General features: G+C 72.4%; 23 protein-coding genes and 1 other RNA gene. 6 read left to right on the top strand and 18 right to left on the bottom strand.

Going from position 1 to position 20,647, the window contains the following annotated elements; all coding sequences use genetic code 11:
• Nucleotides 1-4 precede the first annotated feature (4 nt).
• On the top strand, nucleotides 5-490 hold the full coding sequence (locus ACTMS0_RS06860) for an NUDIX hydrolase (RefSeq protein WP_441154250.1): 486 nt from the start codon (nucleotides 5-7) through the stop codon (nucleotides 488-490).
• 1 nt (nucleotide 491) lies between these two features.
• The gene (locus ACTMS0_RS06855; RefSeq protein ID WP_441154249.1) at nucleotides 492-1,283 is read left to right on the top strand and encodes a nucleotidyltransferase domain-containing protein; all 792 of its coding nucleotides are present in this window, start codon (nucleotides 492-494) and stop codon (nucleotides 1,281-1,283) included.
• A 97-nt stretch (nucleotides 1,284-1,380) separates the two neighbouring features.
• Here ACTMS0_RS06855 and ACTMS0_RS06850 read toward each other — a convergent pair whose 3' ends face one another.
• The 10 genes from ACTMS0_RS06850 to ACTMS0_RS06805 all read right to left on the bottom strand — a co-directional run bounded on the left by ACTMS0_RS06850 (nucleotide 1,381) and on the right by ACTMS0_RS06805 (nucleotide 9,387).
• Nucleotides 1,381-2,205 (bottom strand): hypothetical protein, encoded by an 825-nt coding sequence (locus ACTMS0_RS06850; protein ID WP_441154248.1) that lies wholly within the window; start codon nucleotides 2,203-2,205, stop codon nucleotides 1,381-1,383.
• Between the two features lie 129 nt (nucleotides 2,206-2,334).
• Complete coding sequence (locus ACTMS0_RS06845; RefSeq protein ID WP_441154247.1) at nucleotides 2,335-2,676, bottom strand: PadR family transcriptional regulator; 342 nt, start codon at nucleotides 2,674-2,676, stop codon at nucleotides 2,335-2,337.
• Between the two features lie 51 nt (nucleotides 2,677-2,727).
• Complete coding sequence (locus ACTMS0_RS06840) at nucleotides 2,728-3,594, bottom strand: AraC family transcriptional regulator (RefSeq protein WP_441154246.1); 867 nt, start codon at nucleotides 3,592-3,594, stop codon at nucleotides 2,728-2,730.
• Between the two features lie 109 nt (nucleotides 3,595-3,703).
• The gene (locus ACTMS0_RS06835; protein ID WP_441154245.1) at nucleotides 3,704-4,084 is read right to left on the bottom strand and encodes a VOC family protein; all 381 of its coding nucleotides are present in this window, start codon (nucleotides 4,082-4,084) and stop codon (nucleotides 3,704-3,706) included.
• A gap of 44 nt (nucleotides 4,085-4,128) precedes the next feature.
• Complete coding sequence (locus tag ACTMS0_RS06830; RefSeq protein WP_441154244.1) at nucleotides 4,129-5,799, bottom strand: hypothetical protein; 1,671 nt, start codon at nucleotides 5,797-5,799, stop codon at nucleotides 4,129-4,131.
• A 395-nt stretch (nucleotides 5,800-6,194) separates the two neighbouring features.
• On the bottom strand, nucleotides 6,195-6,719 hold the full coding sequence (locus ACTMS0_RS06825; RefSeq protein ID WP_441154243.1) for a hypothetical protein: 525 nt from the start codon (nucleotides 6,717-6,719) through the stop codon (nucleotides 6,195-6,197).
• 519 nt (nucleotides 6,720-7,238) lie between these two features.
• Nucleotides 7,239-7,775, bottom strand: a complete 537-nt coding sequence (locus tag ACTMS0_RS06820; protein WP_441154242.1) for a hypothetical protein — start codon at nucleotides 7,773-7,775, stop codon at nucleotides 7,239-7,241.
• Between the two features lie 466 nt (nucleotides 7,776-8,241).
• An RNA gene (gene rnpB, locus ACTMS0_RS06815) (RNase P RNA component class A) lies at nucleotides 8,242-8,654 on the bottom strand.
• Nucleotides 8,655-8,716: 62 nt separating this feature from the next.
• On the bottom strand, nucleotides 8,717-9,103 hold the full coding sequence (locus ACTMS0_RS06810) for a hypothetical protein (RefSeq protein WP_441154241.1): 387 nt from the start codon (nucleotides 9,101-9,103) through the stop codon (nucleotides 8,717-8,719).
• Entirely contained in the window at nucleotides 9,100-9,387 is a 288-nt protein-coding gene (locus ACTMS0_RS06805) for a hypothetical protein (protein ID WP_441154240.1), read from the bottom strand. Before ACTMS0_RS06805 ends, ACTMS0_RS06810 begins: the two co-directional genes overlap by 4 nt.
• A gap of 112 nt (nucleotides 9,388-9,499) precedes the next feature.
• Between ACTMS0_RS06805 and ACTMS0_RS06800 the strand changes: the two genes are divergently transcribed.
• Entirely contained in the window at nucleotides 9,500-10,087 is a 588-nt protein-coding gene (locus ACTMS0_RS06800) for a GNAT family N-acetyltransferase (protein ID WP_441154239.1), read from the top strand.
• A gap of 11 nt (nucleotides 10,088-10,098) precedes the next feature.
• Nucleotides 10,099-10,860 carry a sulfite exporter TauE/SafE family protein gene (locus ACTMS0_RS06795; protein ID WP_441154238.1) on the top strand — a complete coding sequence of 254 codons (762 nt, stop codon included), beginning with the start codon at nucleotides 10,099-10,101 and terminating at the stop codon, nucleotides 10,858-10,860.
• A 127-nt stretch (nucleotides 10,861-10,987) separates the two neighbouring features.
• On the opposite strand, the gene mctP is transcribed toward ACTMS0_RS06795, so the two are convergent.
• Both mctP and ACTMS0_RS06785 read right to left on the bottom strand, forming a co-directional pair.
• Nucleotides 10,988-12,637 (bottom strand): monocarboxylate uptake permease MctP, encoded by a 1,650-nt coding sequence (gene mctP, locus ACTMS0_RS06790; RefSeq protein WP_441154237.1) that lies wholly within the window; start codon nucleotides 12,635-12,637, stop codon nucleotides 10,988-10,990.
• Nucleotides 12,637-12,879, bottom strand: coding sequence for a DUF3311 domain-containing protein (locus tag ACTMS0_RS06785; protein ID WP_441154236.1), 243 nt, complete (start codon nucleotides 12,877-12,879; stop codon nucleotides 12,637-12,639). Before ACTMS0_RS06785 ends, mctP begins: the two co-directional genes overlap by 1 nt.
• Before the next feature lie 163 nt (nucleotides 12,880-13,042).
• Between ACTMS0_RS06785 and ACTMS0_RS06780 the strand changes: the two genes are divergently transcribed.
• On the top strand, nucleotides 13,043-13,900 hold the full coding sequence (locus tag ACTMS0_RS06780; protein ID WP_441154235.1) for an alpha/beta fold hydrolase: 858 nt from the start codon (nucleotides 13,043-13,045) through the stop codon (nucleotides 13,898-13,900).
• 1 nt (nucleotide 13,901) lies between these two features.
• On the opposite strand, the gene ACTMS0_RS06775 is transcribed toward ACTMS0_RS06780, so the two are convergent.
• From ACTMS0_RS06775 to ACTMS0_RS06755, 5 genes are all read right to left on the bottom strand, one after another.
• The gene (locus tag ACTMS0_RS06775; RefSeq protein WP_441154234.1) at nucleotides 13,902-15,107 is read right to left on the bottom strand and encodes a bifunctional RNase H/acid phosphatase; all 1,206 of its coding nucleotides are present in this window, start codon (nucleotides 15,105-15,107) and stop codon (nucleotides 13,902-13,904) included.
• A 3-nt stretch (nucleotides 15,108-15,110) separates the two neighbouring features.
• A complete protein-coding gene (locus tag ACTMS0_RS06770) occupies nucleotides 15,111-15,848 on the bottom strand; it encodes a zinc ribbon domain-containing protein (RefSeq protein ID WP_441154233.1) in 738 nt (245 codons plus the stop codon).
• Nucleotides 15,838-16,674: a Nif3-like dinuclear metal center hexameric protein gene (locus tag ACTMS0_RS06765; RefSeq protein ID WP_441154672.1), complete on the bottom strand. Its 837-nt coding sequence runs from the start codon at nucleotides 16,672-16,674 to the stop codon at nucleotides 15,838-15,840. Before ACTMS0_RS06765 ends, ACTMS0_RS06770 begins: the two co-directional genes overlap by 11 nt.
• 169 nt (nucleotides 16,675-16,843) lie before the next feature.
• Nucleotides 16,844-17,419, bottom strand: a complete 576-nt coding sequence (locus tag ACTMS0_RS06760) for a flavoprotein (protein ID WP_441154232.1) — start codon at nucleotides 17,417-17,419, stop codon at nucleotides 16,844-16,846.
• 16 nt (nucleotides 17,420-17,435) lie between these two features.
• Nucleotides 17,436-18,665 carry a helix-turn-helix domain-containing protein gene (locus ACTMS0_RS06755; RefSeq protein ID WP_441154231.1) on the bottom strand — a complete coding sequence of 410 codons (1,230 nt, stop codon included), beginning with the start codon at nucleotides 18,663-18,665 and terminating at the stop codon, nucleotides 17,436-17,438.
• A 237-nt stretch (nucleotides 18,666-18,902) separates the two neighbouring features.
• Here ACTMS0_RS06755 and ACTMS0_RS06750 point away from each other — a divergent pair, with 237 nt between their 5' ends.
• Nucleotides 18,903-19,583 carry a bifunctional DNA primase/polymerase gene (locus ACTMS0_RS06750; RefSeq protein ID WP_441154230.1) on the top strand — a complete coding sequence of 227 codons (681 nt, stop codon included), beginning with the start codon at nucleotides 18,903-18,905 and terminating at the stop codon, nucleotides 19,581-19,583.
• 291 nt (nucleotides 19,584-19,874) lie between these two features.
• Here ACTMS0_RS06750 and ACTMS0_RS06745 read toward each other — a convergent pair whose 3' ends face one another.
• The gene (locus ACTMS0_RS06745) at nucleotides 19,875-20,597 is read right to left on the bottom strand and encodes an FAD:protein FMN transferase (RefSeq protein WP_441154671.1); all 723 of its coding nucleotides are present in this window, start codon (nucleotides 20,595-20,597) and stop codon (nucleotides 19,875-19,877) included.
• Nucleotides 20,598-20,647: the final 50 nt, after the last annotated feature.

The raw sequence follows: 20,647 nt of genomic DNA, 5'->3' as shown, positions 1-20,647 counted from the left end.
CCGGATGGGCGTACCCGAGTACATCCGGCGGCTGCGCGCGCACGTGGGCCGCGACCTCCTCCTGCTGCCGAGCGTCAGCGCCGTGGTCCGCAACGAGGCCGGCGAGCTGCTCCTCGCGCAACGCGCGGACGACGCGCGCTGGTCGGTCGTGAGCGGCGTCCTGGAGCCGGGCGAGCAGCCGGCCACGGCGGTGGTCCGGGAGGTACGGGAGGAGACCGGACTCGACGTCGAACCGGTACGGCTGAGCAGCGTCCTCGCGCACCCGCACACCTACCCCAACGGGGACCGGTGCGAGTTCGTGAACCTGGGGTTCCGGTGCCGGCTGATGGGCGGTACGGCGCAGGTCAACGACGACGAGTCGACGGCCGTGGGGTGGTTCCCACCGGACCGGCTGCCCGAGCTGGACCGGCACGCGCGGCTGGTCATCGGGTACGCGCTCGACGACGATCCGGCGGCGGGCTTCCTGCCGCCCGACGTGGCGTGGGCCTGAGATGGACGCAGACGTCCGCCGCTACCTGACCGCGCTGGTCGCGGCCGGCCGCGACGTGTTGGGTGACCGCCTGGTCGGGGCGTACGCGGCCGGCTCGGTCGGGCTGGACGCGTACCAGCCGGGTCGCAGCGACGTCGACGTCGCTCTGGTCAGCGCCGACGTCCTCGACGCGGATCGGAAGCGGGCCCTGGTGGCGCGGTTGCGGCACGAGACGCTGCCATGCCCGGCCCGGGGCCTGGAACTGGTGGTCTACCGGCGGGAGGTCGCCCGGTCCGGCACCGCCGAGCCCGGCTTCGAGGTCGAGCTGAACACCGGGGCGCGGATGTCGTTCCGGGCCACGTACGACCCGGCGGACCGGCCGGCCGCGGACGGCCACTTCTGGTACGGGCTGGACCGCAGCATCCTGCACCAGCACGGGCACGCGGTGCTCGGCCCGCCGGCCCGCGAGGTGTTCGCCGACCTGTCCCCCACCGACCTGCGCCGGCTCCTCGTCGACGCGCTCTCCTGGTGGCTCGCCCGGCCGGTCCCGCCCGGCGACGGGCCGGCGCCGGGCGCGGAGGACGCGGTGCTGGGCGCGGCCCGCTCGCTGGTGCGGTTCCGCCAGGGCGGGTGGCTGTCCAAGGCCGACGCCGGGCGCCGGCTCGCCGGGGTCCTCCGGGAGGAACCGGGGTGGGGCGACGCCGCGGACCTGCTGGACCGGGCGGTCGCCGCCCGGAGCGGTGGCGAGTCACCGCGCGGGCCGGAGGCACGCGCCTTCCAGCGCCGGGTGCTGGCCGAGATCGCCGGCGCCTGACCGGGAGCGCCCGGCCGTCCGGGTACCCGGCGCCGGTGCTGGCCGAGATCGCCGGCGTCTGACCGAGACGCCAGACGGCCAGGGCACCCGACGCCGGTCAGGGGCCGGCGACCGCGAGGGCGGGCGCGGCCTCCGGGCGGGTGCGGGCCGCGCGGATCGCCCAGGCCAGCGCGTACGGCGTGGCCGCCAGATAGAACTGCGGCACGGGAAGCAACACGTCGGTGATGCGGAAGATCTCCGGACCGGTGGGGCGGGGCAGGCCGAGTGCCGAGTCGGTCCAGGTGACGAGCAGCCACAGCGGCGCGGAGACCGGGTCGACGGTGTCGCCCTGCGGCACGCCGTCGAGGACGGTCTCCGGGCCGGTCGGGACGGCGCTCAGCACCGCCAGCACCACCGCGAGGTCGGCGACCGCCAGTGCGCCGAGCACGCCGACGCACCAGGCGGCCCGGACCCGGCCGCGCTCGGCGAGCGTCGCCGCACCGCGCAGCACGAGGGCCAGGCCCGCCAGCCAGAGCACCAGCCCGGGCGCGTTGGTCGCGATCTCGTCGGCGGCGTCGTGCGTCGCGTACGCCGCGAGCGTAACGGTGAACGCGAGCGGTGCGACCACCCCGGCCACGACGGGCCACCCGCGGGACGGGGCCCGGCGGGCCAGCCGGTCGGCGGCCACCGCCAGCCCCACCGCGCCGCCCGCGATGAGCACGGTGAGGATGGGCAGCTGCAGGTCGAACGCCCAGGGGACGTGCCACGAGAGCGGGTCCACCACGGTGGACATCACGACCAGCGCGACGACCACGACCGCGACGCAGGTCGGCGGGGCGAGCAGCAGCGGCACGGCCCGCCGCGCCCGTCTGCCGAGCGGCACGCGATCGGCCGCCTCGATGCCGCTCCGGCGGGCCGCCAGGCTGGCGGCGAAGCGCAGCATTCCCCAGGTGCTGCCGGTCGGCGGCCAGGGTGTGCAGCTCGGCCGTCCACTCCCGGCGCAGGTCCTCGCGGAGCTCCGCCGGCCAGCGGCGCGCGGCGACGGCGAGCAGCAGCAGCGCGACGCGGTGGCTCACCATGCCGGTGCCCCGCTCGGCTCGACGCCGCCCAGACCGCGGCGCCCCTCGGGGGCGATGGCCCGCAGCTCCGCGAGGGCCTGCCGGGCCGCGGCGACTCCCTCGGGGGTGAGGCGGTAGTAGCGCCGCGCCGGTCGACCCACGCTGCGCGGGTCGACCGGCTCCCACTCGGCGCTGAGCCAGCCCGCCCCGCACAGCCGGTGCAGCACCGGGTAGAGGGTGCCGCTCGGCAGCTCCGTCATCGCCATCAGGTCGAGGCCGTAGCGCTCGGTTCCCGGCTCGGTGAGCAGCGCGGCGAGCACCCGCGCGACCGGAATCGTGATCCGCGCGACCGGCACTATATCGGAACTCTACATAGGGGTGGGGGCACCGCCGGCGGCGACCGGCGGTCAGGCCGGGACCGGCTCCACCGGGATCCACAGCTCCGCCTCCGCGGTCGCCCCGTCCGCCGAGATCCGGATGCGGGAGATCTCCGGCCCCGGGCGGCTGCGGTACGGGTTGGACGGGAACCACTGGGTAAAGACGTCCCGCCACAGGTACTGGACGCCCTGAGGGAACGGCCCCGAGGTGGTGAACACCGCCCAGGTGCCGGCCAACACGGCCATCGCGTCCAGGTCCTCCGGGACGTCGGTGCCGGTGACCGCACCGTGCCAGTAGTCCAGCTCGGTGCCCTCCTCCCGACCCTCGGCGACGTTGGCGCTGACGTTGACGATGCCCCGTGGTTCCTGGTCGGACAGCGCCTCGATCCGGGCCACGGTCGCCGGGTCGATGCTCCGGACGAACTCGACGATCGCCGGGTTCATCCCCTCGTGCACGAGCGGCACCCGGGCCCGGCGGCCCACCAGGTGGAAGCTGTCCTTGTCGACGATCCGGTACTCCATGCTGCTGCTCCCTTCGACGGTGAGGCGGAAGGACATCCGGGGCTGGGCACGCAGCGTCGCCCCCGTACGTCGGGCCTCGCCCGGGCCAACGCCGTGCACGGCCTGGAACGCCCGGGCGAACGCCTCCGCGGAGCCGTACCCGTGCCGGACCGCGATGTCGAGCAGCGACCGCTCCCCCGCGACCACCTCTGCGGCCGCGACGGTCAGCCGCCGGCGGCGGACGTACTCGGACAGGCCGATCCCGGCCAGCGCGGAGAACAGCCGCCGGAGGTGGTACTCCGACGTCGCGGCGATCCGCGCCAGCGCGGCCACGTCGACCGGCTGGTCGAGATTGCGCTCGATGTGGTCCATGACCTGGTTGAGCCGCTCCAGCACCCGGCCCCTCCTTCCCTTGCGCCGACCACGCTAGGACCGTCGGTGCGCCCCCGACCCGACAAGCTGTGCCCGTTCCGGTCGGGTTCCGTGCCGAGCGTGGCGCCCGGGCTCAGGGCCAGGTTTTCGCCTCGGCGTCGAAGACCTCCGGGGCGCTCTCCTGCGGCAACACGCAGAGCAGGTGCCCGCCCGGGGCGCGCAGCACCCGGCACTCCTGCCAGCGCGCCACCTGCGTGGCACCGAGAGCGGTCAGCCGGGCGGTCTCCGCCTCGACGTCGTCGGTCTCGATGTCGAGGTGGAACCGGGGCGCGTCGTCGACGGACTGGACGGCGGTGATCAGGCCGGGCAGGGCGCCGTGCAGGTCGGTGAACTGCGGCTCCGGGGCGTACGGCGCGGCGGTGGCGCCGAGAGCGGCGGACCAGAAGGCGGTCGCGGCGTCGGCCTCGGCGGACGGGGTGTCGATGATGAGGGCGTAGACACGGCTCCGATGCATCGACGAAGACTAGATCCTTGGGTTCGAGAATCTGAACAACTGAGTCAGGTTTTCAGGCTGCGGTTTTGAGTCGTGCTCGGGTGATGTAGTCGTCGACGTGGTGGTCGATGGTGGTGAGGGCTTGGCGTAGGGCGGGTGGTGCTTGGGGTTGGTCGGCTGCGAGGAGTGGGCGTAGGAGTCGGTTGTTGAGTTTGGTGTAGAAGATCGCGAGGCGTTGGCCGTCGGGGGTCAGGACGTAGGTGTGGGTGTGTTTGATGCGTCGGATCAGGCCGTTGAGTCGGAGGCGTCGTAGGTCGTAGGTCATTTGGCTGGTGGTGTAGGGGGTGCCGAGTAGCCGGGCGGTCAAGGCGCGAAGGCTCTTGTTGGTGACGCCGGACGGCGAACAGGGTGAGGGTGAGGGCGCCGGTCAGGGCCATGACCCGAGGGTCGCCGAAGCGTAGGGCTGGGGCCCTCCTGCCGTCCTGGGTGAGGGTGGGCTGTGCGACCCGCTCGATGACTGGGTTCGCAAGGACGCAGCTCTGACCGGCACGGATAGTGTCCAGCAGCCGGCGGTTGGCGTCACGGGCTTTGGCGGTGACCTCGTGGAGGTGTTCCAGACGGCGGAGCACGCCGATGTCGTAGGTGTCGTTGATGACGGTCTCGATCCGTAGCGCTCGCCGGTCTTTGAGGTAGTACTTGATCCGTGAGTGCCGGTAGAAGGCGTTGACCACGACGCCGTCGTTGTCGCGGTCGATGGCGGTGCGGAACACGCCTTTGGTGGTGGAGCGGATCTGCCGGTTGAAGATGATCTCCATGTTGTCGGGGCGGCCGATGTCGAGGTTGTCCGCGGTGAGGGCTTCGAAGAAGGCGCGGGCGTGGCGGGGTGCGGTGAACACGATGGTTTTGGCGACCTCGATCTGTCGCATGGAGATGTCCCACCAGTAGCCGGCGGCCCGGTCGCCGGGGGTGAACGGTAGCGGCAGGCGTGCCCACCAGCGCTCGGTGAACACCGTGACGGTGCCGGGTCCGAGCCGGTCACAGATGGCTTGCAAACCGGTGGGGTCGTCGCAGGCGGCGAAGCCGTTGGACAGCTCACGGAAGCCGATGCCGGCTTTGATGGCCTGGCGTTTGGCCCATTCGTGGCCGTTGAACCAGATCTTGCCCGGGTAGGGGAAGTAGGCGCAGACCTTGATGAACGCGGGCCCGACATCGGCATCCCACAGGTAGAAGTAGTAGCAGGTGACCCGGCGCTCGACCCGGTTGTAGGAAAACCACACGGCCCCGGTGTCGGTGGCGGACTTGGTCCCGGTGAAGACCCGCTGGTACTCCTGCGCCACCCCGATCGCGACGACCTGGGATCGGCCAGTGGCGGCAGCACGACGCATCAATGGCATGACCTGGTCGATCTTGCGTTCCGGCCACGGGCTGTCGGCCAGCACTCCCGGGCGGGTCTTCTCTTTCTTGCCGGTGAAGTTGATGACCGGGATGTCGTTGGCCTCGGCGAAAGACATCACCGCCCGGCGGAAGATTTGCCCGCGGCGTTCCAGCAGCGCAGGCGAAGGCACCGGCTTGCCCTCGTGCTGGGTGAGGAAGCTGACCACCTGGCCGCCCACCACCAGGTTTGGCACGGACAGGGTCAGATAGGCCCGGTCCACGCAGTCGATCTCCAGCAGCTTCTGCCCGTCGAGCACGTCGTTGACCGTGACCGCATTCGTTCTCGCCAGACGTGAGGCCATGACCACCCTCCGCATCCGCGCCTACGAATGCCAGGATGAGCCCACCGACACCGGCCCGACCAGCCCAGCCACCCACCTCGGCGGTCCGAGGCGAAGCCTCACTGGTGCGGTGTCCACGAACGTTCACCGGGTTTGTGGTGGGTGTTGTGGATCCTCGCCGTGTGGGCGAGCCCACCACGGGGCGGGCCCTGATCGAGGCTGCGACCTGGTGGGCGACGGACGAGTCGACCTGTACGCCGGATTCTGAACACCACACCGCCTATGAGCTGCGGAAACACCTGCGATCATGGCCCTCAGGGCGTCTCCAGGACGTCACCCTCATCCCCGTCCTGCTCGGGGAAGAGGTTGTCGATGGCCTGCGCCGCACGCTTCGTGGAGGTTCTGCCAGGGCGTTGTCAGCCCATCGGACCGTCGTAGTAGCCGGGGCGGGCGAGCAGTACCGAGTTGAAGTAGTAGCCCTGGGTCTCAGCCGGGTCGTCGTCTTCGACGAACGAGCGCCAGAACGACAGGAGGAGGTCGGGGGCGACGAACGAGGCACCGTCATCTTCCTCGACAAGGGCCACGAAGCGGCTCAGCTGGCTGACGACCTCCTTAGCGGGCAGGGCGAACACGTCCACTCCCCGGTATGTCACGGTGTCGCCACTTTCGTGCGGCCGTCCCAGCTCGATGGCTTCCACGGTCCCGTCGGCCCCGTAGGACACGCTGACCATCAGGCCGCTTGGCCTGAAGACGTACAGCCCTGGTTGGTCAGATGCCGAGGGTGCAGTGGTGTCCTTGAAGCGGTCCAAAGCGATGGTCGCCTCGGTGCGGCTCATACCGATACGCAGCCAGCCGAGGGCGTCCGGGGGTTCGAGGACCAGATCCATCGCGACATGGTCGCAGGTCTGCTTCGCGCTCTGTGCGGAGGTGCGTTCGATCATGTCAAGCACCTGGTGGGACGCGAGGGTCAAGCATGTCCCGTGACAGGACAACGAGTAGGCCGCTCGTGTGATCCGCTCGTTTGATCCGCTCGACACTGCCGAATTGACCTCTTAAGGATCAAGGCGGCCCGCAAAGCGGGCCGCGCCGGCCCGGCCCCGGCCTGCTGGCGACCTCCGGCCGGCATCGGCCGGGCCGGCCGGCCACGCTGCGGGAAGTCATGGGCGAGAGGCTGAGGCGGGACGATCGCCGTCGAGGTTGCCTTCCGTCGAGGGCGGGGCGATCGCTGCCGCGCAGCAGAGCTGCTTGCCCCCGGCCTCTCGTGGGCACCGCCCGCAGTTCAATGGCGATGAGGACCAGGGCGTGACCCATCCCCCCGGATGCCTGATCCTCTACGCCACCCGCCCGGCGTCAAGGGCGCTGCGCGTCGGCACGCCGATGGCCTACGGCCACCCTTGACCCCAACCGGGCGCCGCAGTCTTGGCACCTATCCAGGGGATGGGGGCAGACTGACAGCCCTGCTAGTCACGGACGACGTAGCCGGCGAAGAAGCCGGCCCCGACGACAGCGGCCACGCCGATCAGGAACCAGGGGGCGTCCAGTCGATAGGCTGCGTAGGCGCCGGCGAGGCATGTGACGCCGATCCACATCATGGCGGCGTTCCAGGCCCGGGACAGCTTCCCCCCGTGTGGCTTCGGTGCACGGTCCAACTCGGCCCGATACCACTCGGGAAGCACCCGGCGTGGGGGCCGGTATGCCCACACGAGGGCCAATACTCCGGTGGTCAGGACCAGCAGGAGCCCCGCGGCCATGGCGACGGTCTGGAGTGGACCTTCCGGAAGGAACGTGCTCAGTGCTGCCACGGCGATCGAGTACCAGAAGGCGGCGCCGACCAACAGCATCACGGGGAGGTGGCGGATGCCCGACTTGATGAAGAACGTCGCTGCCCGACGTTGCGACGGACGTTCAGCCCCATGACGAAAGCTCAGGTACAGCCACAGCGAGAGGCTTCCCGCGAGGATGAACGCCCACAGGAGGTAGATGGCTTCTCTCTCCATCTCGTCACCCTACCGATCCACCAGCTCACTCCACACGTCGCCGAGAACGTCACCGGCCGCGAGCAGGTCAACGACGGTCGCTGACGCCGGCCGACACTAGTCTTGATCTTTTCAGGGTGGGGGTCGACGATCACTTCCGGCTGGCGGTTACGGCGGGCACTCGGCGTGCCATTAGCGTGCCATTGGGCGAGGACAACAGGGGCCAGCCGAGGCCACGAGAGACTGCCGAGACCAGGCCGCCAAGCCGGTGGCCTGGCGGAGATCGACAATTCCCAAGCTGACAGTCGCCCAGCTTGGCTGCACAGCTACCCGCTACAGCGGGCTCGGTCCAAGATCAGGGCGTCTCCAGGGCGTCAGGGCGTCTCCAGGGCGTCGAACGCGGACCAATGATGACCACCAACACCCATAGACAGCCTGACATACGACCAGGTCGCAGCCTTGATCGAGGCTGCGACCTGGTGGGCGACGGACGAGTCGACCTGTACGCCGGATTCTGTGCGCGGCGCGTACCCGAAGGTCCGCGCCGGCGGCGGTCATCCATCTCGGCCTGCCGTCACCGACAGGCTCCAGCGGCCTACCCGCAGACATCGGGCGGGCCGCCCTCGAACGTCTGCGCGGACCGTCACCTCGCGGTGAGGGTCCTTTCTTGGCCTTGCTCCGGGTGGGGTTTACCGAGCCACCCCGGTCACCCGGGGTGCTGGTGGGCTCTTACCCCACCGTTTCACCCTTACCGTCCCGTATGGGGCCGGCGGTCTGTTTTCTGTGGCACTGTCCCGCGGGTCACCCCGGGTTGCCGTTAGCAACCACCCTGCCCTGTGGAGTCCGGACGTTCCTCGGCGGCGGGCCGCAGCCCGCCGACGCGACCGCCCGGTCGACTCGTCCGTCGCTCCCTCATCCTAACGACGCGAGGACCGTCCCCATTTCCGCCCCGGCGGTCGTCGTCAGGTCACGCGCATCGTCACGACGCCCGATCCCGCATACGCCTTGGGGGTCTCCGTGAGCACGACGCGCCCGCGAGGCCACTCCGGGTCGGGACGACCCAGCGCGGCGGCGTGGGCGCACTGCCAGTCCATACCCTGCCGCAGTAGTCGACCCACCGCGAGGGCTGAGGTGAGCGTCAGCTCCACGACCTCCAGCGCTGGCAGCGCGCCGACATGCTCCCCGAGGGCGGGACGAGCGAACGAGGCTGCGGCCAGGCAGAGCGCCGGGACGTAGACGTGCCGTCCCACCGCGTTGTGGGCCTCTACGACGAGCGCGGAGAGCGCCGGGTTGCCCGCTCCGAGCGCCAGCAGCGCCGAGTGGTCGAGGACGGCTCCGGCCGACCTCACGCCACCCGCCGTGGCGTCGACGTCGGCAGCGCCTCGGGAGCGTCTCCTGCCTCGATCGCGGTCCAGGTGTCCGCAGCCACCGCAAGATCCGACTCCGACAGGTGAGGCGCGAGGTGACGCCGGACGTACTCCTCGGCCTGGGACGCACGCTCACGGAGTTCCTCAGCGGTGGGGACCGCCCGGGCAAGCTCTGCCACCAGGTCCCGCATCGTCAGTCCGCGCTCCCGAGCCAGTACCGCCAGGCGATCCCGCACGAGGGCGTCGACCTTGATCGTGGTGTCCACGGCCGAAGTATACGGGCGGTATACCGAGCAGCTGTGGTTTCCCGAACGGCGGGTCGGACGGCTGCCGAAAATCGGTGGCTCGCCCGTCGAGGCCGGGGCGTACCCTGCGCGGATGCTGACGCCGTCGTTCCCGATCCGCACCGAACGCCTGGACCTGCGGCCCTTCACCGCGTCGGACCTGGAGAGCTTGCACGCGTACTTCTCCGATCCCGAGCTGCACCGCTACGTCGACATCGGGGGGCCGACGGACCTGGAGGGCAGCCGCGCGGTGCTGGCCCGGCGCCAGAAGCGGACCACCCTGAGCGACGCGGGGGACTCCATCCAGCTGGCGATCGTCCTCCGGGAGACCGGCCAGATCGTCGGGGACGTGGTCCTGATCTGGACGCGACCCGAGCACCGGCAGGGCGAGGTCGGCTACATGCTGGCCCCGGACCACCGGGGTCACGGGTACGCCGGTGAGGCCGCCGCCGGGATGCTCACGCTCGGCTTCGACCAGGCCGGCCTGCACCGGATCACCGGCCGGATCGACGCCCGCAACACCGCGTCCGCCCGTTTGCTGGAGCGGCTGGGCATGCGCCGCGAGGCGCACCTGCGGGAGAACGAGATCATCCGGGGCGAGTGGACCGACGAGGTGATCTACGCCATCCTGGCCCGGGAGTGGCGCGGCCGGCCCGGTGCCGGTCACCGCGGGTCGTACTAGCCTCGCAGCTCATGGACTTCTCCGACGCCGCGCTGCTCGTCGCCGCCGGTCTGGCCGCGGGCACGGTGAACGCGGTGGCCGGCGGCGGTTCGCTCATCACCTTCCCGGCGATGATCGCAGCCGGGCTGCCGCCGATCCCGGCGAACGTGAGCAACTCGGTCGCGGTCTTCCCCGGGTACGTGGCGAGCGTCGCCGGCAGCCACCAGGACCTGCCGCGCGGGCGCGCGCTGGCCACCCTGGTGCCCACCACGGTCCTCGGCACGGTCGCCGGGGCGGCGCTGCTGCTGGCCACGCCGGCACGGGCCTTCGAGCTGGTCGTACCCTTCCTGGTGCTCGGCGCCACGGCGGTGCTGGCCTTCCAGGACCCGCTGCGCCGGTTGGTCGGGCACCCGCGTGACCTGTCGCCGCGCCGCCGTACCGTTTCGGTGCAGGCCATGGTCGCGGTCGGCGCGGTGTACGGCGGCTACTTCGGCGCGGCGCTCGGGGTGATGCTGGTCGCGGGCCTGGCGCTGGTGCTGGACGCGACGCTGGCCCGGGTCGGCGCGATCAAGAACCTGCTCTCCGCGGTGGTGGGGCTCACCACGCTGGTGGTGTTCGCGCTGTTCGGGCCGGTGAACTGGGCGGCGGTGGCGCTGGTCGCGCCGGCCACGCTAGTCGGGGGGTACGCGGGCGCCCGGCTGGTCCGCCGGCTGCCGTCGGTGGTGCTCAAAACCGTGATCGTCGGGTTCGGCACGGTCATCGGGCTCTACCTGCTCTGGCGCGCGGTGCGCTGACCGCGCCCCCGGCACGGACGCTCCCCCGCGTACCCGAAACGCGAGCCGCCGGTGCGCCGCCGCGCACGGACGTTAAGAGGGGCCCCTTGTACCACGCGAGGCGTTAACAAGGGGCCCCTCCTTCACCTCAGGCGACGGGCTCCGGGGCCGCGTCGGCGCCGCGCCGCTCGCCCGGGGTGACCCGCGGGTCACCCTCGTCGGCGAAGTAGTCGTCCGGCGTGGTGCTGTCGCCGCCGTCATGCACCTTCGCGGCCCGCAGCGCCAGCGTCAGCAGCGCCGCGACCGCCAGGTTGACCAGTACCGCCACGAAACCGACGTAGATGGTCATCTTGGTGTCGAAGCCGAACTTCTCCAGCGGGAACGCGGAGCCGCCGAAGTGCTTCCGGGTCGGGCTGGACACCTGGTAGAGCATCCACATGCCCAGCCCCATGCCGAACACCCAGCCGGCGATCAGCGCACCCCGGTGGAACCAGCGGGTGTAGAGACCGAGCGCCACCGCCGGCAGCGTCTGGAGGATGATCACGCCGCCGATGAGCTGGAGGTCGATGGAGAACTGCGGGTCGAGGAAGACGATGCACGCGACCGCCCCGACCTTGACCACCAGCGAGGTGATCTTCGAGACGTTCGCCTCCTGCGCCGGGCTGGCGTCCCGCTTCAGGTACTCCTTGTAGATGTTGCGGGTGAACAGGTTCGCCGCCGCGATGGACATGATCGCCGCCGGCACCAGCGCGCCGATGCCGATGGCCGCGTACGCGACGCCGGCGAACCAGTCCGGGAACTGCTGGTCGAACAGGACGGGCACGACCGTGTTGTTGTCCACGCTGCCCTCGGTGGCACCGGGCAGGGGCTTCACGCCGGCCGAGATGGCCATGAAGCCGAGCAGCGCGATGAGCCCCAGCAGCAGGCTGTACGCGGGCAACGCGGACATGTTCCGCTTGATCACGTCCCGGTTCCGGCTGGCCAGCACACCGGTGAGGCTGTGCGGGTAGAGGAACAGCGCCAGCGCCGAGCCGAACGCCAGGGTGACGTACTGGAGCTGGTTGTTCGCGTTCAGCAGGATGCCGTCGTTCGGGTTCGGCGAGGCCTGGAACTTGGCGTCCGCCGCGTCGAAGATCGAACCCCAGCCGCCCAGCTTGTACGGCAGCCAGATCACCGCCACCAGGATGACGATGTAGATCAGCGTGTCCTTGACGAACGCGATCAGCGCCGGCGCGCGCAGCCCGGACTGGTACGTGTACGCGGCCAGGATCGCGAAGGCGATGATGATCGGCAGGTGCCGGGCCAGCGCGCTGTCGCCGGTGACGCCCATGGTCTTGAGCACCGCCTCGATGCCGACCAGTTGCAGCGCGATGTACGGCATCGTGGCGACGATGCCGGTGATCGCCACCAGCAGCGCCAACGCCGGGGAGTTGAACCGGCTGCGGACGAAGTCGGCCGGGGTGACGAAGCCGTGCCGGTGCGACACCGACCAGAGGCGGCAGAGCACCAGGAAGACCAGCGGGTAGATCACGATGGTGTACGGCACCGCGAAGAAGCCCATCGCGCCCGCGCCGAACACCAGCGCCGGGACCGCCACGAAGGTGTACGCGGTGTAGAGGTCACCGCCGACCAGGAACCAGGTGATCCAGCCGCCGAAGTTCCGCCCGCCCAGTCCCCACTCGTCGAGGTGGGCCATGTCCTTCGGCGCGCGCCAGCGCGCCGCCACGAACCCGATCCCGCTGACCAGCAGGAACAGCGCCGTGAAGATGATGATCTCGGTGAGGTGGTCCTCCCACATCAGCGGTCACCCCGCTTCTTCGTCATCTGGTACACGACCGTGGTGGTCGCGACGCCGAGCAGGATGTAGGCGAGCTGGAGCCAGTAGAAGCGCGGAAAGCCGAAGATCCGGGGGGAGTCGGCGTTGAAGAAGGCCGGGATCAGCGGCACGAGAATAGGTACGAAAAGCAGCCAGTTCCAGGGACTCTTGTCCTTCGCCCGGGTCGTCGCGGTGGCCCGCGTCTCCGGTTCGGGTGCGGCCATCTGGCACACCTCCGGTGGTCGTGGTTCGGCATGTGACGGCCGGAGGCTACGGCTGTGTGAGCGCTGTCACGTTCGATCAAGGAACCGGCCTGCGCCGAACGGCGGATCCGCTGCGCCGAACGGCGGGCCACCGGTCGGAATGTGGATCTGGCACGATGCCCCGATGCCGACCTTCCCGTCGTACGACGGCACCACGCTCGCCTACCACCGACTCGGCGACGGCCCGCCGCTGGTCTGCCTCGCCGGTGGCCCGGCCCAGGCGTCGCGCTACCTGGGCGACCTCGGCGGCCTGTCCGCCACGCGGACCCTGCTGCTGCTCGACAGCCGGGGCAGCGGCGACTCGGCCGTCCCGGCGGACCCGGCCAGCTACCGCTGCGACCGGCTCGTCGACGACGTCGAGGCGTTCCGCGCCCACCTGGGGTTCGACCGGATGGACCTGCTCGCGCACTCGGCCGGCGCCAGTCTCGCGCAGCTGTACGCCGCCCGGTACGCGCACCGGCTCGACCGGCTGGTGCTGGTCACGCCGAGCCTGCGCCTGCTGCTGACAACCCCGGTCGGCATGGCGGAGGCGTACGCCAACCGGGCCGGGGAGCCCTGGTACGCGGAGGCGACGGCGGCGATGGACGCCTGGGGCGACGCACTCAAGCGCGGCGCGGACGACGCGGAGATCGCCCCGCTGCGGCTGGCCGCCTCCCCGTTCTGGTACGGCGAGTGGACCGAGCGCGCCCGCGCCCACGCCGCCGCCGCGGAGCACGGGATCGCTCCGGCGGCGGCCCGTGGCTTCTACGCCGGGGTCGACGTCGACCGCGACGCGCTGCGCGCGGCGCTGGCCGACGTGGCGGTGCCGACCCTGGTCGTGGCCGGTGCGCTGGACGGCGCACCCACCCCGGAGGCGGCCCGCCAGCTGGCCGGGCTGCTGCCGAAGGCCGAGCTGGTGACCCTGCCGAGGTCCAGCCACTTCCCGTTCGTCGACGAACCGGCGGCGTTCGCGGCGACCGTGGAACGGTTCCTGGCCGGCTGACTCAGTCGGCCGGGAGGTGGGCGGTCTCGTTGACCGTGCGGACGGCGACACCGCCGTCCGGCCACAGGTCCACCATCGAGATGCCGGCGGCGTCGAGGAACAGCCGGTGCAGCAGGGTGTCGCCGGCCCCCAACGCGTCGCGCAGGATCAGCTTGATCGGCGAGACGTGGGAGACCACCACGACGGTCTCCCCCCGGTACGCCTCTCGCAGCCCGTCGACCGCACGGCGGCTGCGCGCGGCGACCTGGGCGAACGACTCGCCGTCCGGCGGCGCGACGTTGGTGGAGGCGAGCCAGGCGTCCATCTCCCCCGCCCAGCGCTCCCGCACCTCGGCGAAGGTCCGCCCCTCCCACGCGCCGAAGTCGCACTCGATGAGGTCGTCGTCGAGGCGTACCGGAAGGCCCCCGAGGGCTTCGGCGATGGCCTCGGCGGTCCGCGTACACCGGCTCAGGGGAGAGCTGACCACGGCCGCGACGGACGGGGCCAGCGCGGCCACCCGGGCGGCCGTGGCCATGACCTGGGCCCGGCCGCGCGCGGACAGCGGCACGTCGCCGCGGCCGGAGTAGCGGCGCTGCTCGGTGTACTCGGTCTCGCCGTGCCGGACCAGGATCAGGCGGGTGGCGGTGAAGCTGGGCCGCGGCTCCCAGGAGGCGGGAGCGGTGGCCGGGTCGGTGCCGGTGGTCCTCGCGGTGGCCGCGCGCGCCGCCGCCTCGCGGGCCGCCGCCCGGGCCGGCGAGTCGGGCGCGGCGACTTCGCGCGGAGGTTCCGGGGCGCGGGCGGGGCGCGTCGGGGCACCGGCGGCGGCGTCCATCGCGGCGTTGGCCAGCGCGTCGGCGTGCCGGTTGCGCTCACGGGGGATCCAGCTGAACCGGACGGCGGCGAACCGGCCGACCAGCCCGGCCGCCTGGGCGGCCAGGGGGCGCAGGCCGGGATGCTTGATCTGCCAGCGGCCGCACATCTGCTCGACCACGAGCTTGGAGTCCATCCGGATGTCGACCTCGCCGGCGCCCAGCTCGGCGGCGGCCTCCAGGCCGGCGATCAGGCCCCGGTACTCGGCGACGTTGTTGGTCGCGGTGCCGATCGCCTCGGAGCGTTCGGCCAACACCTCGCCGGTGTCCGGGTCGCGGACGACCGCACCGTACCCGGCCGGGCCGGGGTTTCCCCGGGACCCGCCGTCGGCCTCGACGAGCACCACGCGCGGCGCCATCGGTTACAGACCGGACTCGTTGGTGCGGACCATGATCCGGCGGCACTCCTCGCAGCGCACCACCTCGTCCGGGTCCGCCTTGCGGATCCGGCCCAGGTCGGCACCGGACAGCTCCAGCCGGCACCCGCCGCACCGCCCGGCGGTGAGCAGGGCCGCGCCGAGCCCGGTGTCCTCGCGGATCCGGTCGTAGAGCGCGACCAGGTCGGCCGGGAGGTCGGCGGCGAGCGGCTGCCGCGCGCCCCGCTTGAACTCCTCGTCCTTGCCGATCTCGGCCAGGGTCTCGTCGCGGCGCTGCTCGACGGCGGCCCGCTTCTCCCGCGCCTCCGCGATCCGCTTCTCGACGCCCTCCAGGACGCCCTGCGCGGTCTCCCGCTGCTCCATCAGCTCCAGCTCGGCGTCCTCCAGGTCGCCCTGACGGCGGTTGAGCGAGGCCAGCTCGTGCTGGAGTGCCTCCAGCTCCCGAGCCGGGCCGGTGCCGGCGGCGAGCCGGTCCTCGTCCTTGCTCTTGCGGGCGCGGACCTGGTCGATGTCCTTCTCCAGCCGGGCGATGTCCCGGTCCAGGTCGTCGACGGCCACCTGGGCGCGGACGCGCTCGTCCTCCAGCGCGGACAGCTCCCGGGCGAGGGCCTCCAGCTCGGCCCGCTCGGGCAGCGCCCGGCGGCGGTGGGCGAGTTGGGCGAGGGCGGTGTCGATCGCCGCCAGGTCGAGCAGGCGGCGCTGGACGTTCGGGTCAGCCTTCACGGTCGGGCTCCTTGTCGTCCGCCGCGGGCGGGGCGGCGTGTACGGTCCACGGGTCGGTGTCCAGGTCGGACACCAGCGTCTGAACGCCGGTCGCCTCCCTCAGGAGGGCGGCCAGGTCGTCCAGCCAGGGTCGTTCGGTCGCCCAGTGGGCGGCGTCCAGCAGGGCGGGCCCGCCGGTGGCCAGGTGCTCACCGGCGGGATGGTGCCGCAGGTCGGCGGTGAGGAAGGCGTCCACCCCGGCGGCGGCCGCGTCGGTGAGGAAGCTGTCGCCGGAACCGCCGCTCACGGCGAGCGTACGCACGCTGCGCCCCGGGTCGCCGGCCGCCCGGACGCCCCAGGTGGTGGCGGGCAGCACGGCGGCGGCGTGCCGGGTCAGCTCGGCGAGGGTCATCGGCTCGGGCAGCTCGCCGATCCGGCCGATCCCCCGGCCGGCGCCGTGCGCGGGCGAGCCCGGGGCGGGCCGGTGCAGCGGGCGCAGCCCGGTCAGCCCGAACCGGGCGGCGAGCGCGTCGGAGACGCCCGGGTCGGCCACGTCCGCGTTGGTGTGCGCCACGTAGAGCGCGACGTCCGCCTTGATCAGCCGGTGGACGATCCGCCCCTTGTACGTGGTCGGAGCGACCGACGACACCCCGCGCAGCAGCAGCGGGTGGTGGGCGACGATCATGTCTACCCCGGCCTCGACCGCCTCGGCGACCGTCTCCGGCACCACGTCCACGACGCAGAGCACCCGGCGGACCGGCGCGCACGGCTCGCCGAGCACCAGCCCGACGCGGTCCCACTCCTCGGCCCAGGCCGGCGGGTAGCGCAGCTCCAGCTCGGCCACCACGTCGGCGACGGTCGGCGGGAGTGCGGGAGTGCTCACGGCGGGCCAGCTTACCGGCGCGGGCGGCGACGGGGCGCCTCGCCACCCGGACGCAACCCGTCATGCCGCCGCCGGCACCGGTCCTGGTGATCGTCCCCGTGCCGGCGGCGTCGCGGCGGTCGACCGCCGTGGCTCAGGCGGCGGAGGCCGCCGGTGACCGGTCCCGCAGCGCGGCCACCGCCGCCTCCCAGGGGAAGGTGTGCAGGTGTCGCTCGCCGGAGCCCGGCGGGTGCAGCGGGAAGACGTGGTCGCCGAAGAGCACGGTGACGCCCCACTCGGCCAGCCGGCCGAGGCCGGCCCGGAACGCCGGGTGGGCGGCCATCGCCGCATTCGTGTACGGCACCGCCACCAGCGGCACCCCCAGTCCCTGTGCCTCGACGAGCAGCCCGAGGGCCAGGGTGTCGGCGATGCCGGCCACCCACTTGTTGACCGTGTTCACCGTCGCCGGGCAGACGACCATCGCGTCGGCCGGGGGCAGGACGTCCGGGTCGCCCGGGTTCTTGTAGTGCGTACGCACCGGGTGCCCGGTCTGGCGGGCCAGCGCCGGCCGGTCGATGAACTTCGCGCCGTCCGGCGTGGTGACCACGCAGACGTCCCACCCGTCCTGCTGGGCCAGCTCGACGAGCCGGCCGACGTGCCCCGCCAGCGGCGAGCCGCAGACGATGACGTAGAGCACCTCACGGCGCTCGTTCTGGTGCGGGCCGGCCATCAGACCGGCTCCGCGCTCATACCCCTACTCCCATGTGCTCAGCCAACTCCGCGATCGGAGAAGGCGGCGCACCACGTGTGCGACGAAGGATGTCCGACATCACCTCGTGGGCGATCGGACGGCAGCGGATCTCCGACGGGGCCAGCCGGTCGCCACGCAGCAGCATCTCACCGGCGTTCGCCACATCGCCGACCTGCGCGAAGCCCCGCGCGATGTCGAGCAGGTGGTGGGCCCGGCGTTCGGGGAGCAGCCCGTTGAAGGCCGGCTCCGGGATGCGCTGCTGGTGGATCTCCACCGCCCGGCCGCCGTCACCCAGCTCCACCGCCGCCGCGGAACGGTGCAGCTCCACATTGGTCGGACCGAACGACGTCCAGTAGTGGTTCTGGTCGCCGCCCAGCAGGGTGGCCGCCTCCTCGGCACCGCACAGCAGGTCGTCCACGGTGGCGGAGTCGCCGATCCGGGAGGCGGCCATCGCGCCCTGGAGCAGCAGCATGCCGTACACCGACAGGCGCTCCGGCGAGGCCTCGTTGCCGCCGCCCGGGGCCAGCCGGTTCGCGATCGTGACGTTCAGCTCCAGGGCCGGACGGGGCCGGCCCATCGCCACGAGCGCGTTGCAGACCCGGGTGGTGGCGATGCCCGCCAGCAGCGGGTCGTCGGCCCGCTGGGCGACCGCCATCGACCGGTCGGCGGCCAGCCAGGCCAGGTCGCACTCCCCCAGCTTGCGCAGGACCGAGGAGGCGATCTGGTAGACCTGCCCGAGCAGGTGGGCCGCCTCCCGGGCGTCGTCCCCGCCGAAGCCGGCGTCGGCGGCCTGTGCGTCGCGCAGCAGCTTCGGCAGCGCGCGGGTGAGCATCCCGTAGCGCCCGTACTGGTAGGTCAGCCAGGCGTGGGTGACGGCCTTGCGCATGTCCGTCAACGGCGGCGGGTACGGCGCCGCATCGAAGTACGCGCTCATCGAGTCGTACCGTTCCAGGGCCGCCCGGATCTCCTGGACCTCGACCTGGTCGATGCAGTTCAACGCGTCGGTACGCCGCTCCGGGTCCTTGCCGAGCAGCAGCTGCACGTCGACCTGGAGGATGTCGGCGATCTCGTACAGCACCGAGAACTTGTCCAGCCGGCGCACCCCGCGCTCGACCTTGTCCACCCAGCTCTTCGACTTGCCCAGCCGGTCCGCGAAGACCTGCTGCGACATCTTGCGCCGCCCCCGCCAGTAGGCCACCCGCCGCCCTATGGGTAACTCGTCCATCTCCCCATCCCTCCCCTGTGCCGTCCACTCCGGCCGGTGGCCGGGGGTCTCCTCGGGCGCGACGCTTCACGTGTTCAGGTTTTCGCTGGTCGCACAGCGTGTGCGTCAGCCGTACGGCCGATCCTCTTAGTTTTCGTGCAAGTTGCATCAGCCGTTCGTCAACTCAACGACCGCGGGTTACGGCAGTGACGGTGCTCGACGTACGACCTGGGCACCGGCCGGGTCCGACAAAGGGGGATGGCAAACATGTGGGGGAATGTCGGACCGCGCGTCGTTCAACTGTCGCCTCTGGAGCGGGTGCGGCTGCGCCGGGTGGCCGTACGCTACGCGCTGCACGGCTGGGACGTGACACCCGGCGCGTGCCTGGCCCGCAGCCGCTTCGTGTGCGGCCGGGCCGGCTGCCCCACCGTCGGCTGCCACCCGGCCCTGGAGGACTGGGAGCACGCCGCGAGCGCCGACCCTGCCCGGGTGGCGACCTGGTGGCGTACCCGCCCGCACGGGGTGCTGCTCCCCACCGGCCGGGCGTTCGACGTGCTGGAGGTGCCGGCGCACCTGGGCCGCCAGGTGCTGGCGGCCATGGAGAACCATCCGGCGGGTGCGGCCGTCCGCGGGCCGGTGCTGGCCACCCCCACCGGGCGCTGGATGTTCCTGGTACGCCCCGGCGACCCGCTGCGGCCCGAACTCGACCACTGCTTCCACGTCGTCCGGCACGGGCCGGGCTCGTGGATTCCGGCGCCCCCGACCCGCCTGCCCGAGGGCGCCGTCCGCTGGGTGGTCGCCCCGGAACAGGCGCGCTGGCAGCTGCCCGACTCGTACCTGTTGCAGAACACGCTGATCGGGGAGTTACAGGCGAGCGGGGTCACGCTCATCGCCGAGCTGCTCCCCGGTCACCTGCCGCTGCCCCGCCGGGGCCGGTGACGCGCGGCGCCGACCAGCCTGCCGGGTGAGCCCCGCGAACGGGCAGCGTCGTCGGGACGGTCCGGCTCGTTGAACTCCGTGACGGCGCGGACGCGCCACGAGCGGGGGTTGCATGTCGACCGACGACACGACACGCGAGCCGGGCGGCGGCGCCGAGCCGCCGCGCCACCACCGTCCCCGGTACCGCTGGGCCGGCACCCGTCCGGCGGGCTCCCGGCCCGGCCGGCCCCGCCCGGCGGGCTCCCGGCCCGCCGGCACCCACCGCCCGGCCCGCTGAACGCGGGGCGGGCGTCAGTCGGCGAGCGGCAGGTCCGTCGAGTGCAGCAGGCGGCCGTCGTCGGTGACGATCGCGTGCCGGTGACCGGCCAGCCGGTCGAGCCAGCCGACGCCGGCGGCGCCCATGGCGACGGCCGCGGTGGCGTACGCGTCCGCGAGCCCCAGGTCGGTGCCGACCACGGTGACCGACCGCAGTCCCCGGGGCGGGGCGCCCCGGCGCGGGTCGAGCACGTGGTGGCCGCGCTCGTAGACACCGGAGGTGGCGACGGCCAGGTCGGAGCCGGTGAGCACCAGGCAGGTGGCCATCGGGTCCCACGGGTGCCGGACGCCGATCCGCCACGGCCGGCCGGAGGCGGACAACCCCCGGACCCGCACGTCGCCGCCGGCGTTGAGGCAGTGGTTGGCCGAGCCGGCGGCGAGCAGCCGGTCCGAGGCGACCTGGGCGGCCCAGCCCTTGACGTACCCGGACGGGTCCAGGCCGCCGGTGGCGTACGCGTCGAAGAACCCGTCGGTGGCGCCCCACAGGTCGGCGCAGCGCTCCAGCACGAGCCGCAGGTCCGCCGACGCCTCCGACAGCAGCAGCTCGCCCCGGTCGAAGCGGCGGACCTCGCTGTCGGCGCGGTACGTGCTGAACCGGGCGTCCACCTCCCGTAGCCAGCGGAAGACCTCGTCGGCCAGCCCGTCCATCTCGGTGCGGGGCAGGTCGTCGGCGAGGTCGAGGCTGATCGCCGTACCCATGACCTGCTCGACCCGGCGCAGGCCGGGCCGGGTCAGCGACGCCGGCACCA

Origin of the sequence: Micromonospora sp. H33 (assembly GCF_052068455.1) — a bacterium.
In the GTDB taxonomy this organism is placed as follows: Bacteria; Actinomycetota; Actinomycetes; order Mycobacteriales; family Micromonosporaceae; genus Micromonospora.
This window is presented reverse-complemented; position numbering and strand designations above follow the sequence as displayed.